At 69.4% G+C, this 15,260-nt stretch carries 13 protein-coding genes; 7 read left to right on the top strand and 6 right to left on the bottom strand.

Annotated features, from left to right (window positions below):
• Positions 1 to 9 precede the first annotated feature (9 nt).
• Positions 10 to 1,548 (bottom strand): dolichyl-phosphate-mannose--protein mannosyltransferase, encoded by a 1,539-nt coding sequence (locus tag AWB94_RS22300; RefSeq protein WP_062654776.1) that lies wholly within the window; start codon positions 1,546 to 1,548, stop codon positions 10 to 12.
• A gap of 26 nt (positions 1,549 to 1,574) precedes the next feature.
• On the opposite strand from AWB94_RS22300, the gene rsmI reads away from it, so the two are divergent.
• A complete protein-coding gene (gene rsmI, locus AWB94_RS22295) occupies positions 1,575 to 2,447 on the top strand; it encodes a 16S rRNA (cytidine(1402)-2'-O)-methyltransferase (RefSeq protein ID WP_234811838.1) in 873 nt (290 codons plus the stop codon).
• A 22-nt stretch (positions 2,448 to 2,469) separates the two neighbouring features.
• On the opposite strand, the gene AWB94_RS22290 is transcribed toward rsmI, so the two are convergent.
• The 4 genes from AWB94_RS22290 to metG form a co-directional block, all read right to left on the bottom strand.
• Entirely contained in the window at positions 2,470 to 3,672 is a 1,203-nt protein-coding gene (locus AWB94_RS22290; RefSeq protein ID WP_062654777.1) for an aminodeoxychorismate synthase component I, read from the bottom strand.
• Positions 3,673 to 3,691: 19 nt separating this feature from the next.
• A complete protein-coding gene (locus AWB94_RS22285) occupies positions 3,692 to 4,576 on the bottom strand; it encodes an RNA polymerase sigma-70 factor (protein WP_062654778.1) in 885 nt (294 codons plus the stop codon).
• Positions 4,573 to 5,727 (bottom strand): NAD(P)/FAD-dependent oxidoreductase, encoded by a 1,155-nt coding sequence (locus AWB94_RS22280; protein WP_062654780.1) that lies wholly within the window; start codon positions 5,725 to 5,727, stop codon positions 4,573 to 4,575. The genes AWB94_RS22285 and AWB94_RS22280 overlap by 4 nt, the downstream gene beginning before the upstream one ends.
• A gap of 102 nt (positions 5,728 to 5,829) precedes the next feature.
• On the bottom strand, positions 5,830 to 7,407 hold the full coding sequence (gene metG / locus AWB94_RS22275) for a methionine--tRNA ligase (protein ID WP_062654782.1): 1,578 nt from the start codon (positions 7,405 to 7,407) through the stop codon (positions 5,830 to 5,832).
• Positions 7,408 to 7,424: 17 nt separating this feature from the next.
• Between metG and AWB94_RS22270 the strand changes: the two genes are divergently transcribed.
• The 4 genes from AWB94_RS22270 to AWB94_RS22255 all read left to right on the top strand — a co-directional run bounded on the left by AWB94_RS22270 (position 7,425) and on the right by AWB94_RS22255 (position 11,409).
• Complete coding sequence (locus AWB94_RS22270) at positions 7,425 to 8,270, top strand: TatD family hydrolase (RefSeq protein ID WP_062654784.1); 846 nt, start codon at positions 7,425 to 7,427, stop codon at positions 8,268 to 8,270.
• Positions 8,271 to 8,381: 111 nt separating this feature from the next.
• A complete protein-coding gene (locus AWB94_RS22265; protein ID WP_062654786.1) occupies positions 8,382 to 9,503 on the top strand; it encodes a resuscitation-promoting factor in 1,122 nt (373 codons plus the stop codon).
• Complete coding sequence (gene rsmA, locus AWB94_RS22260) at positions 9,500 to 10,426, top strand: 16S rRNA (adenine(1518)-N(6)/adenine(1519)-N(6))-dimethyltransferase RsmA (RefSeq protein ID WP_062654788.1); 927 nt, start codon at positions 9,500 to 9,502, stop codon at positions 10,424 to 10,426. Before AWB94_RS22265 ends, rsmA begins: the two co-directional genes overlap by 4 nt.
• Complete coding sequence (locus AWB94_RS22255; protein WP_084394949.1) at positions 10,423 to 11,409, top strand: asparaginase; 987 nt, start codon at positions 10,423 to 10,425, stop codon at positions 11,407 to 11,409. Before rsmA ends, AWB94_RS22255 begins: the two co-directional genes overlap by 4 nt.
• Here the strand turns inward: AWB94_RS22255 and AWB94_RS22250 are convergent.
• Positions 11,399 to 12,187: a serine/threonine-protein kinase gene (locus AWB94_RS22250; protein ID WP_062654792.1), complete on the bottom strand. Its 789-nt coding sequence runs from the start codon at positions 12,185 to 12,187 to the stop codon at positions 11,399 to 11,401. The genes AWB94_RS22255 and AWB94_RS22250 overlap by 11 nt on opposite strands.
• A gap of 62 nt (positions 12,188 to 12,249) precedes the next feature.
• Between AWB94_RS22250 and AWB94_RS22245 the strand changes: the two genes are divergently transcribed.
• On the top strand, positions 12,250 to 13,206 hold the full coding sequence (locus AWB94_RS22245; protein ID WP_062654793.1) for a 4-(cytidine 5'-diphospho)-2-C-methyl-D-erythritol kinase: 957 nt from the start codon (positions 12,250 to 12,252) through the stop codon (positions 13,204 to 13,206).
• A 372-nt stretch (positions 13,207 to 13,578) separates the two neighbouring features.
• On the top strand, positions 13,579 to 15,216 hold the full coding sequence (locus AWB94_RS22235) for a fatty acyl-AMP ligase (protein ID WP_062654795.1): 1,638 nt from the start codon (positions 13,579 to 13,581) through the stop codon (positions 15,214 to 15,216).
• Positions 15,217 to 15,260 lie beyond the last annotated feature (44 nt).

The following is a 15,260-nucleotide window of genomic DNA, read 5'->3' as shown; positions in this document are numbered from 1 at the left end:
GGCGACACCTCACCGCCAGCTGGGCAACCAGATCTGCATGTTCCACGTCGCCTGCGAAATGGGCAGCCCGGTGAGTATCGGGTACATCCAGGCGAAGTTCGTGATCACCAGCGCCACATAACAACTCACCGCGATCAGGCCGAGCGTCCGCCGCTCGGGGTTTTGATTCGGCTGGTACAGCACGTCACCGAGGATCAGCGCGATCGCCATGATCAGGAACGGCGCCATGGTGGTGGCGTAGAAGAAGTACATCTGCCGGTCGATATCGGCGAACCACGGCAGGAAGCCGGCGAAGTACCCGACCAGCACCACGGCGTAGCGCCAGTCGCGGCGCACGAACGCCCGCCAGCACGCCCAGCCCAGCACCGGGACGGCGATGAACCACATCGCCGGCGTCCCGACCAGCATCACGGCCTTCACACACGACTGCGCTCCACAGCCCGGCACGTTCTGCTGATCGATCGCGTAGAGCACCGGCCGCAGCGACATCGGCCAGGTCCAGGGCTTGGACTCCCACGGGTGGTGGTTGCCGGCGGCATTGGTCAGCGTGGAATGGAAGTGATACGCCTGATAGGTGTAGTGCCACAGCGACCGCAGGGCATCGGGCATCCAACTGTCCAGGCCGATCGAGCGGCCCTCCTCATGCCGGTCCACGGCGGTCTCGGAGGCGAACCAGGGCGCATAGCTGGCCAGGTAGACCAGGAACGGGATGAGGCCCAGCGCGTAGACCGCCGGACCCGCGTCGCGGCGCAGGGTGCCCAGCCACGGCCGCGGCACCCGGTACTGGCGCCGGGCGACGACGTCGAAGGCCAGCGTCATCACTCCGAAGAAGGCGATGAAGTACAGGCCGGACCATTTCGTCGCGCACGCCAGCCCCAGCAGCACACCGGCGCCGAACCGCCACCAGCGCACCCCCAGCCGCGGGCCCCACGGGGTCTGCGCGATACGGCCCTCCATCAGGGCCACGTGCATCCGGGACCGGACGTCGTCGCGGTCGACGATCAGCGCGCCGAAAGCCGCCACCACGAACAGCACCAGGAACACGTCGATCAGCGCGGTGCGTGACGAGACGAAGCTGACCCCGTCGGCGATCAGCAGCAGCCCGGCGATCCCGCCGATCAGCGTGGAGCGGGTGATCCGCCGCACGATCCGCGCGGTCAGCACGACGATGATGACGCCGCAGACGGCCGCCGAGAACCGCCAGCCCAGCCCGTTGTAGCCGAAGATCCACTCGCCGATGGACATCAGCTGTTTGGACACCGGCGGGTGGACCACCAGGCCGTAGCCGGGGTTGTCCTCGACACCGTGGTTGCTCAGCATCTGCCAGGCCTGCGGCGCGTAGTGCTTCTCGTCGAAGATCGGGGTGCCGGCGTCGGTCGGGGAACCCAGCCGCAGGAAACGCGTCAGCGCGGCCAGCGCGCCGATGATGACGGTCATCACCCAGCCCTGCAGGCGATCCGTCGGCCCGAAATCCGGCACGGGAACCAGGGGGCCGGGGCTGATCACGGGTACGGCGCGCTCCGGCTGCACGGTATGAGGAGCGGTCATCATCGACGATCGTAGGCTGTGCTGTTGTGGAACCCCCGGTCACTCCGCTTCTGCCCGCCGAAAGCGATGGTGGCCGACTACTGCTGGCGGCCACGCCGCTCGGTCAGCCCTCGGATGCATCCAGCCGCCTGGTCGACGCCCTCGCGACCGCCGACGTGATCGCCGCCGAGGACACCCGTCGGGCCCGCGCGCTGGCTTCGGCGCTGGGTGTCACCCCGGCCGGACGGCTGCTCAGCGTGTTCGACCAGAACGAGGCCACCCGGGTACCGGCCCTGCTCGAGGAGATCCGCGGCGGTGCGACGGTGGTGCTGATCAGCGACGCCGGTATGCCCCTGATCAACGATCCGGGCTACCGGCTGGTGACGGGTTGTATCGAGGCCGGCCTGACGGTCAGCTGCCTGCCCGGCCCGTCGGCGGTGACGACGGCGCTGGCCGTCTCCGGGCTCGGCGCCGACAAATTCTGTTTCGAGGGTTTCGCGCCGCGTAAGCAGTCGGCGCGGCGCACCTGGTTGACGGGCCTGGCCGCCGAGCCGCGTACCGCGGTGTTCTTCGAGTCCCCGCGCCGGCTGGCCGACACCCTGCGCGACGCAGTCGACACCCTGGGCGCGCAGCGGCGCGCGGTGGTGTGCCGGGAGCTGACCAAGACCCATGAGGAGATCAAGCGCGGCACCCTCGGGGAGCTCGCGGAGTGGGCCGCCGACGGGGTGCTGGGGGAGATCACCGTGGTGCTGGCCGGTGCGGTGCCCAAGGCCGACCTGGCGACCCTGGTGGCCGAGGTCCTGGAACTCGTCGACGACGGCGCCCGGGTCAAGGACGCGTGCGCGCAGGTGATCGCCGGTCATCCGGGGGCGCCGTCCCGGCGCGAACTCTACGATGCGGTGTTGAAAGCACGCGACTGAGAGAGCCGCTGGCTGGCCGCGCTCACCCCGACGACGCACCTGTGAACTGACGGACGATCGACGCGGCCTTGTCGAGGCATTCCTGCCACTCCCGGTCGGGGTCCGAATCGGCGGTGATCCCGCCGCCCACGCCCAGCACGGCCCGCCCGTGCGCGTCGAACTCGACGGTGCGGATCGCCACGTTGAGCTCCGTTCCTGCCGCGGGAGAAGCCAACCCGACTGTCCCGCAATAAATTCCACGACTATCCGGTTCCCAGTGCGACAGCAGCTGGCGCGCCCGTCCCTTCGGCGTGCCGGTCACCGACGCCGGCGGGAACGTCGCCTCGAGCACCGCGGACATCGGTGTCTCGGCCGAGATCGTGGCCGCCACCGTCGACACCAGGTGCCACACCCCGGGGGCGGGGCGCACCCGCAGCAGCTCGGGGACCGTCACCGAACCGGTGACGGCCAGGCGGCCCAGGTCATTGCGGACCAGATCGACGATCATGATGTTCTCCGCGACATCCTTGACCGATGACCGCAACGCCGACGGTGAATCAGCAAGGGGCAGCGTGCCTTTGATGGGGCTGGAGGTCACCCGTCGGCCGTGCCGGCTGAGGAACAGCTCCGGGGACAACGATGCCACCGCTCCCCAGTCACCGGCAATGTAGGCGGCTCGCGCCGGCGCGGTGCGGGCCACGGCGTCGACGAAGAAGTCCAGCGGGTCACCGGTGATCCGGCCGGTGAACTGGGTGCAGACGCAGGCCTGGTACACCTCGCCCGCGGTGATGGCGTCCAGGCAGGCCAGCACGCCGGCCCGGTGCGCCGCGCGATCGGGTGCGCACCACTGCACGGTGTAGGCGCCGGCCCTGGCCGCGGTGACGTCGGCCAGCCAGGTGGGAAGCGCAGCGCCGGAGAGGCTTTCGTACCACCATTGGCCGTCGGTGTCCTGGCGCAGCACGCAGTCCGACCAGCCGCCCGCGGCGGCGGGGATGCGGGGCGCGCCATCGGGGTAGGACAGATAACCGAACCAGCCGCCACCGATATGCGGGCCGCACCCGGGCGGCACGTCGAACACCCGCTCGCACGGGGCGGCGGTCACGCTCGGCGCGATGACGGCCCGCGAGGAGAACCAGTCACCGATCAGCGCCGCCGGCGGTGGCAGACCGCGGCGGCGGCCGGCGTCGGCGACGGCGCGGAGCACCCCGGGGGCCTCACCCAAGTCCGCCAACCGCTCGATCCGCACCGGGCAAGCCTGACAGAAGCTACCTCGTGATCGCGCGGGGGACCGTGATCGCGGCGAGCTTGTCCGGGTTGCGCATGGCGTAGAAGTGGCTGATCCTGCCGTCGGTGATCTCGATGGTGATCACCCCTTCCAGCTGCTCGCCCAGGTAGAGCACGAGGGCGGGGGCGTTGTTGTACACCGCCAGGTCGATGCGCGCGTCGGTGCGTTCGGCGGCTCCGCGCATCAGGCCCAGCACCAGGCGGGCCACCTTGTCGGCACCGGTCACCGGCCGGCGGGCCGCGCTGACCTTGCCCGCGCTGTCGGCCGTCCACACCACATCGGGAGCCAGCATCTCGATCAGTGCAGCCACGTCACCGGTCGCGGCGGTGGCGAAGAACTGCATGGTGATCTGTTCTCCGACCGCGGCGTCGACGTGGTCGAACCGCTTGCGCCGGGCCTGCACGTGCTCGCGGGCGCGGTGCGCCATCTGGCGCACCGCGGCCGGGGAGCGGCCCACCGCCGCGGCGATCTCGTCATGGCTGAACCCGAACACCTCACGCAGCACGAAGATCGCGCGCTCGTCGGGGGTGAGGGTCTCCAGCACCACCATCATCGCCATCGACACCGACTCGGCCAGCACCACGTCGGCCGAGGCGTCCTCTACCAGAACGGGTTCCGGCAGCCACGGCCCGACGTACTCCTCGCGACGTCGGGCCGCGGCGCGCAGCGCGTTGAGCGACTGCCGGGTCACCAGCTGGGCCAGGTAGGCCTTGGTGTCGGCCACCGTGTCCAGGTCCACCTCGGCCCAGCGCAGGTAACTCTCCTGCAGCACGTCATCGGATTCGGTTGCCGAACCGAGGATTTCGTAGGCGATGGTGAACAGCAGGGGCCGCAGCGCGGTGAACCGCTCGGCATGCTCGCTCACGCGTGCACCGTGTGCAATCGCTCGGCGCGCTTACCGCCCCGCATCCACACGTACGAACCGGGTTTGGCCGCCTCGCGACGCAGCTGCCACAGCGTGCCCTTGCACACCATCTCCTTCAGCGACGCGGCCACTCGGCCGCCGATGTACAGCCGGGTGGGCGTGTCGTCGGTGTGCGCGAGCTGGATGGTGCCGTAGGAGCGGCCGATGCTGATGCACTGACCGGCGAATGCCTGGTTCACCGGGACCGGGGCGGTGCCCGCGATCCGGGCCAGCACGGTCCGCGCGGCCTGGGCGGCCAGCGGGATGGCGGCCTGGCAGCTCATCCGCAGCGGCACACCCGACGGCGCCACCGCGTCACCGGCACCGACCACCCGGTCGTCGTCGACGCTGGTGAGCGTCTCGTCGGTGAGCAGCCGACCCAGATCATCGGTGCGCAGTCCGCTGGCGGCGGCCAGCTCGGGCACCCCGAACCCGGCCGTCCACACCGTGGCGGCGCTGGGCAGGGTGCGCCCGTCGGACAGTGTGACGTCCTGCTCGCCGACCGCGGTCACCGTCGGGCCCTCGACCACCGTGACGTCGAGCTTGGCCAGCTGCTTGGCCACCGACCGGCGAGCCTGCGCGCCCAGCGACGGGCCGAGCACGGGCCCGGCGACCAGGGTGACGGTGCGTCCGGTCTCGGCGAATTCCGATGCCGCCTCGATACCGGTCAGCCCACCACCGACTACCACGATGGGTGCTGTCATCGGCACGTCCTGCAGCCGCGCCCGCAACCGGCGCGCACCCTCCAATTCGCCGATCGCATAGGCGGATTCGGGTGACGCCCCGGCGGTGCTGCCGACCGCGTAGATCAGGTAGTCGTAGTCCAGCGTGGTGCCGGAGGCCAGTTCGACCCGGCGGGCCGCGGTGTCGATGCGCTCGGCGCGGTCGACCACCAGACGCACGCCCTCGCCGAGCAGGGTGTCGTAACCGGTGGTGGCGTCATGTGTACCCGCCGAGAGCTGGTGCAGCCGGATCCGTTCGACGAAATCGGGCCGGGCGTTCACCAGCGTGACGGCCGTACCGGGTCGCTGCAGCAGGTGGTTGGCGGCGTGGACGCCGGCGTACCCGCCGCCGAGGACGATGACGTGTTGGGGGGTGTTGTTCTCAGTCATGCCCTCAAGACACCGCCCATCCCCGAAGTGTGACAGGACGTGACGCGCATCACGCGGTTTGTGGAGTCGCGCCAGTAATCATTACGGCTGCGGCTCCACAACTCACTCGCCGGGCGCCTGGTAGCGCGGGAACACGCCCTCGGGCTTCGGCAGCGCCGTCCCCGGCGCCAACCGGGTGCCGACGGCGGTGAAGTCGCGTTGGTCGGCCGGCTGCCCGAGCAGATCCAGCATCTTGGTCATCGACTCCGGCATCACCGGCTGGGTCAGCAGCGCGGCGATCCGCACGGTCTCCAGCGTCGTGTACAGCACGGTGGCGAAGCGCTCGGCATCGGTCTTGCGCAGCACCCACGGTTCCTGTGCCGAGAAGTACTTGTTCGCCGCGCCCAGCACCGACCAGATCGCGTCCAACGCCAGGTGCATGGCCTGCTCGTCGAAATGACCGCGCACCCGCTCCAGCAGACCGTCGGCAGCCTCGAGCAGTTCGGTGTCCTCGGTGGTGAACGCGCCGGGCTGCGGGACCACGCCGTCGAGGTTCTTGTTCACCATCGACAGCGACCGCTGCGCCAGGTTGCCCAGCTCGTTGGCCAGGTCGGCGTTGATACGGCCGATGATGGCCTCTTCGCTGTAGCTGCCGTCCTGGCCGAACGGCACCTCACGCAGGAAGAAGTAGCGCACCTGGTCCAGGCCGAACTCGTCGATCAACACCAGCGGGTCGACCACGTTGCCCAGGGACTTGCTCATCTTCTCGCCCTTGACGTTCATGAAGCCATGCGCGAAAACCCGTTTCGGCAGCTCGATCCCGGCGGACATCAGGAACGCGGGCCAGTACACCGTGTGGAACCGGATGATGTCCTTGCCGATCATGTGCAGATCCGCCGGCCAGAACTTGCCGAAGGCCTCCGACGAGGTGTCCGGGAATCCGACACCGGTCAGGTAATTGGTCAGGGCGTCCACCCAGACGTACATGACGTGGTCGGGATGGTCGGGAACCGGGACGCCCCAGTCGAAGGTGGTCCGCGAGATCGACAGATCACGCAGCCCCCCGGAGACGAAGCTCACGATCTCGTTGCGCCGGACATCGGGCCCGATGAACTCCGGGTGCTCGCGGTAGAGGGCCAGCAGCCGGTCGGTGTAGGCCGACAGCCGGAAGAAGAAGGTCTGCTCCTCGGTCCAGGTCACCTCGGTGCCGGTCTCGATGGCATACCGCGCGCCGTCGCGTTCCTCGGTCTCGTCCTCGGCGAAGAACCGCTCGTCACGCACCGAGTACCAGCCCTGGTAGCTGCCCAGGTAGATGTCGCCGGCCTCGTTCATGCGGCGCCAGATCTCCTTGGACGCCTCGTAATGGTCGGCATCGGAGGTGCGGATGAAGCGGTCGTAGGAGGCGCCGAGTCGTTCCTGCATCCGCTCGAACACATCGGAGTTGCGCTTGGCCAGCTCGGCGGCGGTCAAGCCGAGCTTGGCCGCCGTCTCGGCCATCTTCAGGCCGTGCACGTCGGTACCGGTCAGATAGCGCACGTCGAACCCGTCCAGGCGCTTGAACCGGGCGATCGCGTCGGTGGCGATGTACTCGTAGGCGTGCCCGATGTGCGGGTCACCGTTGGGGTAGGCGATGGCCGTGGTGATGTAGTACGGATCCCCGGGGGTGCGCGTCCTCGCGCCGGGGGAAGACAAGTTGCTCATTTGGTTCTCACCTTAGGGTGTGGGTCGTGAGCTCGAAGAGACAGAAGCCGCCCGCCCCGGAGCCGCTGACCCCGCTGATCGATGCGCACACCCATCTGGACGCCTGCGGCGCCGAGACCGCGCAGGATGTCGCAGACATCCTGGACCGGGCCGCTGCGGTCGGGGTGCAGGCGGTGGTCACCATCGCCGACGACCTGGACGCCGCGCGCTGGGCCGCGCAGGCCGCCGGCTGGGATGACCGGGTGTACGCCGCGGTGGCGCTGCACCCCACCCGGGCCAACGCCCTCGACGACGCCGCCAAGGCCGAACTCGAAACCTTGGCCGCCCAGGAGCGCGTGGTGGCGGTCGGGGAGACCGGGATGGACATGTACTGGCCGGGCAAGCTGGACGGCTGCGCGGACCCCGCAGAGCAGCGCGACGCCTTCGCCTGGCACATCGACCTGGCCAAGCGGGCCGGCAAGCCGCTGATGATCCACAACCGCGACGCCGACGCCGAGGTGCTCGACGTGCTGGCCGCCGAGGGCGCCCCGGAGACGGTGATCTTCCACTGCTTCTCCTCCGACGCCGCGATGGCCAAGACCTGCGTGGCCAACGGCTGGATGCTGAGCCTGTCGGGCACGGTCAGCTTCCGCAATGCGCACGCGCTGCGTGAGGCCACGGGGGTCATCCCGGACGATCTGCTGCTGGTCGAGACCGACGCACCGTTCCTCACCCCGCACCCGTTCCGGGGCGCCCCGAACGAGCCCTACTGCCTGCCCTACACGGTGCGGGCGCTGGCCGAGCTGACGGGCCGGCCGGCGACCGAGCTGGCCGAGGTGAGTACCGCCAACGCCCGACGCACCTACCGGCTGCCGGCCGCTTAGATTGGCGCCGACCATCGATCTTCGTTACCTTCCTGTTATAGAACGCGGGCGGCCAGCCGGGCCGCGGATTCCGCGGGCCCGCATGGGTCGAGAGCCGGGGACAACAGACTCTTGAGTGTTTTGAACAGAATCCATGAGGTGCGATCGCCTGCGTTACGACTGCTCGTCGGCGCGCTGTTATTGACGCTGGTGTTTGCTGGCGGCCTGGCGGTGACCTCCCACAAGACCGTGACACTGACCGTCGACGGGGCGCCGATCACCGTGACGACGATGAAGTCCAAGGTCATCGACGTGGTGCGGGAGAACGGCTTCACCGTCGGCGACCGCGATGATCTCTACCCGTCCGCCGACACCCCGGTGCACGACGCCGACACCATCGTGCTGAGCCGCAGCCGTCCCGTGCAAATCTCCCTGGACGGTCAGAACAGCAAAGAAGTGTGGACCACCGCGTCCACTGTCCAGGACGCCCTGGCGCAGCTGGCGTTGACCGATACCGCTCCCGCCGCGGCCTCCCGCGGCACCCGCGTCCCCCTGGCCGGAATGGCATTGCCCGTGGTCAGCGCGAAAACGGTGCAGATCGACGACGGCGGGGTGAAAAGCACCGTGCACCTGGCCGCTCCCAACGTGGCCGGCCTGCTCGATGCCGCGGGCGCCCCGCTGCAACAGCGCGACACCGTCAACCCGCCTGCTTCGGCGCCCGTCGTCGACGGCATGCAGATCCAGGTGACGCGTGTGCGGATCGAGAAGGTGACCGAGCAGCTGCCGCTGCCGCCGGCCAGTCGCCGCATCGAGGACACGACGATGAACATGAGCCGGCAGGTCGTCGAAGATCCCGGAACGCCCGGCCTCCAGGACGTCACGTTTGCTGTGGCGAAGGTCAACGGGATCGAAACCGGGAGATTGCCAGTAGCCAATGTCGTCCTCGCGCCGGCGCGCGACGCTGTGCTGCGGGTCGGCGCCAAACCGGGCACCGAGGTGCCGCCGGTGACCAACGGCAGCGCCTGGGACGCCATCGCATCGTGCGAATCGGGAGGTAATTGGGCCATCAACACCGGCAACGGATATTTCGGTGGTGTTCAATTTGATCAGAACACATGGGAACGACAGGGCGGTCTGCGGTATGCTCAGCGGGCCGATCTGGCTACCCGTGAGGAGCAGATCGCGATTGCTGAAGTAACGAGGGCACGTCAAGGATGGGGTGCCTGGCCGGTCTGTAGCGGGAGGGTCCGATGACGATCCGACTCCTCGGGAGAACCGAGATACGGCATCTGGCGCGGGAGATCGATTTCCGGCCACGCAAGGCGTTCGGACAGAACTTTGTCCATGACGCCAACACGGTGCGGCGCATCGTGTCAGCGTCCGGTATCCATCGCCAGGACTGCGTCCTGGAGGTCGGGCCGGGGCTCGGGTCCCTGACGCTGGGGCTGCTGGATCGGGGCGCGCGGGTCACCGCCGTGGAGATCGATCCGGTGCTGGCCCACCAGCTGCCCAAGACCATCGCCAACCATTCGCACAGCGAGATCAGCCGGCTGACGGTGCTCAACCGCGACATCCTCACCATCAGCTCCGCTGATCTGGATGAGCAGCCCACTGCACTTGTGGCGAATCTGCCGTACAACATCGCGGTGCCCGCGCTGATCCACCTGCTGTCGGAATTCCCGTCGATCAAGACGGTGATGGTGATGGTCCAAGCGGAGGTCGCCGAGCGGCTGGCCGCCGAGCCGGGCGGCAAGGATTACGGCGTGCCCAGCGCCAAGATCAGGTTCTTCGGCAACGTCCGCCGCTACGGCATGGTGTCGCCGACGGTGTTCTGGCCGATCCCGCGGGTGTACTCGGGTCTGGTCCGCATCGACCGGTACGAGACCTCCCCGTGGCCGACCGACGAGTCGTTCCGCCAGCAGGTATTCGAGCTCATCGACATCGGTTTCGCGCAGCGCCGCAAGACCTCGCGCAACGCGTTCGCCGAATGGGCCGGGTCCGGCAACGAGTCGGCCGAACGGCTGCTGGCCGCCAGCATCGATCCGGCCCGGCGCGGCGAGACACTGTCGATCACCGATTTCGTCCGGCTGCTGCAGCGCTCCGGTGAGCTGGCGGCGGAGGCCCCCGAACGGGAGCGGGTGGAGTCGGTCGGCGACGCCGAGCCCTCGCTCAGCTGAGCGGAGCACGCCGGACCGTTCTGGTCGTCTTCACCGGCGGCACGATCGGTTCACGACGCTCGGGTGATGTCATCGGGCTGGTGCCCGGTCAGACCCGCCTGCTGTTGCAGGCGTACGGCGATGCCGACGGATTCGACGTCATCGAACCGCTGTCGCTGCTCAGCGAGAACGCCCGTCCCGCGGACTGGACGGCGATGGCGGCCGCGGTCACCTCGGCGGTCGGCCCCCAACACGCCGGCGTTGTCGTCACGCACGGCACCGACACGCTGTCCTACGGTGCCACCGCGCTGGCCTTCGCGCTGACCCACGTGCAACTGCCCGTGGTCGTCGTCGCCAGCAACCGGCCCTTGGATCACCCGGAAGCCAACGGGCACAGCAACTTCCGTGACGCTCTCGAGGTCATCGACACCGTGCCCGGCGGCGTCTACGTGACGTTCCGCAACCCCGACGGCTCCCGCCTGGTGCACGCGGCCGCGCGGCTGCAACCGTCGACACCACTGAGCCATTACGTACACAGCGACGGCGAGGTGCCGATCACCGGCCTGGACGAGCTGCCGCGCCCGCGATTCGAGCCGCCGCCCTGGCCTGCCGGTCCCGTCGAGTTCGGGGATCGCGTGCTGTATCTGCGGCCCTATCCGGGGCTCGACTACCGGGCGATCGACCCGGCCGGCTTCGACGCCGTGGTGCACGAGACGTATCACTCCGGTACCGCGTGCGCGGTGGGAGCGTCGACCAGCGTTCTGGATTTCGCGCGCCGGTGCGGCGCCGCCGGCGTGCCGGTGTTCCTGGGGCCCGTTCCCGATGACGTCGCGGCCTACGAGTCCGTGACCGGCTTCGCCGCGGCCGGGTTGATCCCGTTCCGCTGGATGCGTGCCGAAACCGCTTATGTGAAAACGTCTTTGGGCACCGGGATGGGGTTGACGGGCGACGCGCTCACCGAGTTCGTCTGCCGTCGCGAGATCGCCGGCGAGTTCACCCGGTGAGCGCCCGGTCGACCAGCGTCAGGAACTCGGTGCAGGACGGGTAACGCGCGTCCGGATCCTTGGCCATCGCCTTGGCCAGGATGGAGTCGAAGGCGTGCGGTATCCAGTCGATGTGTGGGTGGTAACGCGGCACCGGCGCGCTCACGTGCTGGGCGATCAGGTCCCGCGCGGTGTCGGCGCCGAAAGGCGGTGCCCCGATGAGGAGTTCGACGGCCGTACAGGCCAGCGCGTACTGATCGGTGGCCGCGCAGGGGTGGTGGCCGGTGAGCAGTTCGGGCGCGGCGTACGGCAGTGACGCATCGGGATGCCCGGGGTGATGCCACACGTCCTCGGCCACGGCGTGCGCGATACCGAAGTCGACCAGCACGGCCCGGCCCGAATCCGGTTCAGAAAGCAGGATATTCGCCGGTTTGACGTCACAGTGCACGATGCCGCGATGGTGCGCGTGGTCGAGGGCGCCGGCGATCTCGGTGAGTGCCCGCAGCCGGGCCCGGCGGTCGGTCAGGTGGGTGACCGTGCCGCCGCGCGCCAGTTCCATGGCCAGCCAGCCGTCGCCCAAGCGGTGCATCCGGACGATATGGGGATGGGCGAGGCGCTCGGCGAAGGCGAACTCGCGGGCCAGCCGGTCCAGGTGCGGCGGCTGGCGGTAGCGTTCGTCGAGCACCTTGAGGGCGACCGGGCCACCGCCGTCGCGGTGGTGCGCCCGGTAGACGACGGCATAGCCGCCATGCCCGACCGCCTCGTCCGGCAGGTATCCGCCGAATCGGGGACTGCCCACCGGTCCAGCCTGACAGCACCGGTCGTTGGCCGCAGCCGATGCCGAGCGAATAAGGTCGTCCCGTGCGCTCATCAGACGGAAACACCGCGTCCGAGTGGGTGCCCACCGGTTCGGTCACCGTGCGGGTGCCGGGCAAGGTGAACCTCTATCTCGGTGTCGGCGACCTGCGCGAGGACCGCTACCACGAGCTGACCACCCTGTTCCACGCCGTGTCACTGTTCGACGAGGTGACCGTGCGCAACGCCGACCTGCTGTCGGTGCGCATGACGGGGGAGGGCGTGGCCGGGCTGCCCACCGACAACCGCAACCTGGCGTGGCGCGCCGCCGAACTGATGGCCGACCACGTCGGCCGGGCGCCCGACGTCGCGATCTCGATCGCCAAGTCCATCCCGGTGGCCGGTGGGATGGCCGGCGGCAGCGCCGACGCGGCCGCGGTGCTGGTCGCCATCAACACGCTGTGGGAACTGGGGGTGGCCCGGCGTGATCTGCACGCGCTGGCCGCCAAGCTGGGCAGCGATGTGCCCTTTGCGCTGCACGGCGGGACGGCGCTGGGCACCGGTCGCGGCGAGCAGCTGGCCACGGTGCTGGCCCGCAGCACCTTCCACTGGGTGCTGGCCTTCGCCGACAAGGGGTTGTCCACGCCCGCGGTGTTCGGCGAGATCGACCGGCTGCGCGAGGCGCCGGACCGGGAGGCCCCGGCGCGGCTGGACGGTGTCGAGCCGGTGCTGGAGGCGCTGGCCGCCGGTGATCCGCGGGAACTGGCGGCCCTGCTGGGCAACGACCTGCAGCCGGCCGCACTGAGCCTGCGCCCGGATCTGCGTCGCACGCTGCGTGCCGGGACCGAGGCCGGGGCGTTGGCCGGCATCGTCTCCGGATCCGGCCCGACCTGCGCGTTCCTGTGCGAGTCGGCGGAGTCGGCCGTCGAGATCGGCGCCACGCTGTCGGGGGCAGGGGTGTGCCGCACGGTGCGGGTGGCCAGCGGGCCGGTGCCGGGGGCGCGGGTGATCGCCGAGGTGTGACCACCTGGGCGAGCGAAGCGACGGGATATGGCACCCGGGGCGAGCGCAGCGACGGGATGTGGAACCCGGGCGCGCGCAGCGACGGGATGTGACCCATCCCTCAATTCTCGCGACAGTTTGGCAGTTACTTAAGGGTCTCTTAAGATGGCTGACGGTGGAGACTGGCGCTTATCCGGGCGTTCCCTACGCAACAGAGCCGTTCGGGGGAACTGGGTTCGCTGGTCCATCACCGTTTCGAGACACAACTGCTTCCCAATTGTGTGCGCGCGCCTCTCGAAAAGTGTGCGCTAGCAGGCGGAATATAGGGAAACGTGCAATGACACTGGGGTCGACGTCGCATGCGACGCGCCTCCAGACATCCAGGAGGTTGCCGTGAGCCGTTTTACCGACAAGATGTACCGCAGCGCCAGGGAGAGCGCGCGGGGCATGGTCACCGGTGAGCCGCACGACCCCATCCGCCACACCTGGGGTGAAGTCCACGAGCGCGCCCGCCGCATCGCCGGCGGCCTGGCTGCCGCGGGCATCGGGTCCGGCGACGCCATCGGTGTGCTGGCCGGCTTCCCGGTCGAGATCGCGCCCACCGCGCAGGGTGTGTGGATGCGCGGTGCCAGCCTGACCATGCTGCACCAGCCCACCCCGCGCACCGACCTGGCGGTCTGGGCCGAGGACACCATGACCGTCATCGGCATGATCGAGGCCAAGGCCGTCATCGTCTCGGAGCCGTTCATCGTCGCCATCCCGGTGCTCGAGGAGAAGGGCATCACGGTGCTCAAGGTGGGCGACCTGCTCGCCGCCGACCCCATCGACCCGGTCGAGACCGACGAGGACGACCTCGCGCTGATGCAGCTGACGTCCGGGTCCACCGGATCTCCCAAGGCCGTCCAGATCACCCACCGCAACATCTACTCCAACGCCGAGGCCATGTTCATCGGCGCGCAGTACGACGTCGACAAGGACGTCATGGTCAGCTGGCTGCCCTGCTTCCACGACATGGGCATGGTCGGCTTCCTCACCATCCCGATGTACTTCGGCGCCGAGCTGGTCAAGGTGACGCCGATGGACTTCCTGCGCGACACGCTCCTGTGGGCCAAGCTGATCGACAAGTACAAGGGCACCATGACGGCGGCCCCCAACTTCGCCTACGCGCTGCTGGCCAAGCGGCTGCGCCGGCAGGCCAAGCCGGGCGACTTCGATCTGTCCACCCTGCGCTTCGCCCTGTCCGGTGCCGAGCCGGTGGAGCCCGCCGACGTCGAAGACCTGCTGGACGCGGGCAAGCCGTTCGGGCTGCAGTCCTCGGCGATCCTGCCGGCCTACGGCATGGCCGAGACCTGCCTGGCGGTGTCGTTCTCCCCGTGCAACGCCGGTCTGGTGGTCGACGAGGTGGATGCCGACCTGCTGGCCGCGCTGCGCCGCGCGGTGCCCGCCAGCAAGGGCAACACCCGCCGGCTCGCGACGCTCGGCCCACTGCTCCAGGATCTGGAGGCGCGCGTCGTCGACGAGGACGGCAACGTGCTGCCGGCCCGCGGCGTCGGGGTCATCCAGCTGCGCGGTGAGTCGGTGACCCCCGGCTACATCACCATGGCCGGCTTCCTGCCCACCCAGGACGAGCACGGCTGGTACGACACCGGCGATCTCGGCTACCTCACCGAGGACGGCAACGTCGTCGTCTGCGGCCGCGTCAAGGACGTCATCATCATGGCCGGGCGCAACATCTACCCGACCGACATCGAGCGTGCGGCCGGCCGCGTCGAGGGCGTGCGCCCCGGCTGCGCGGTCGCCGTCCGGCTGGATGCCGGGCACTCCCGGGAGACCTTCGCGGTCGCGGTGGAGTCCAACGCCTACCAGGATCCCGCCGAGGTGCGCCGCATCGAGCATCAGGTGGCGCACGAGGTGGTGACCGAGGTCGACGTCCGTCCCCGCAACGTGGTCGTGCTGGGCCCGGGCACCATCCCGAAGACCCCGTCGGGCAAGCTGCGCCGGGCCAATTCGGTCGCGCTGGTCACCGGCTAGTTCCTGGCATACGTCGAGGCGTCGCTGCTGAGGTAGCGGCGCCT

This window comes from Mycolicibacterium canariasense (assembly GCF_002101555.1).
Classification (GTDB): Bacteria; Actinomycetota; Actinomycetes; order Mycobacteriales; family Mycobacteriaceae; genus Mycobacterium; species Mycobacterium canariasense.
This window is presented reverse-complemented; position numbering and strand designations above follow the sequence as displayed.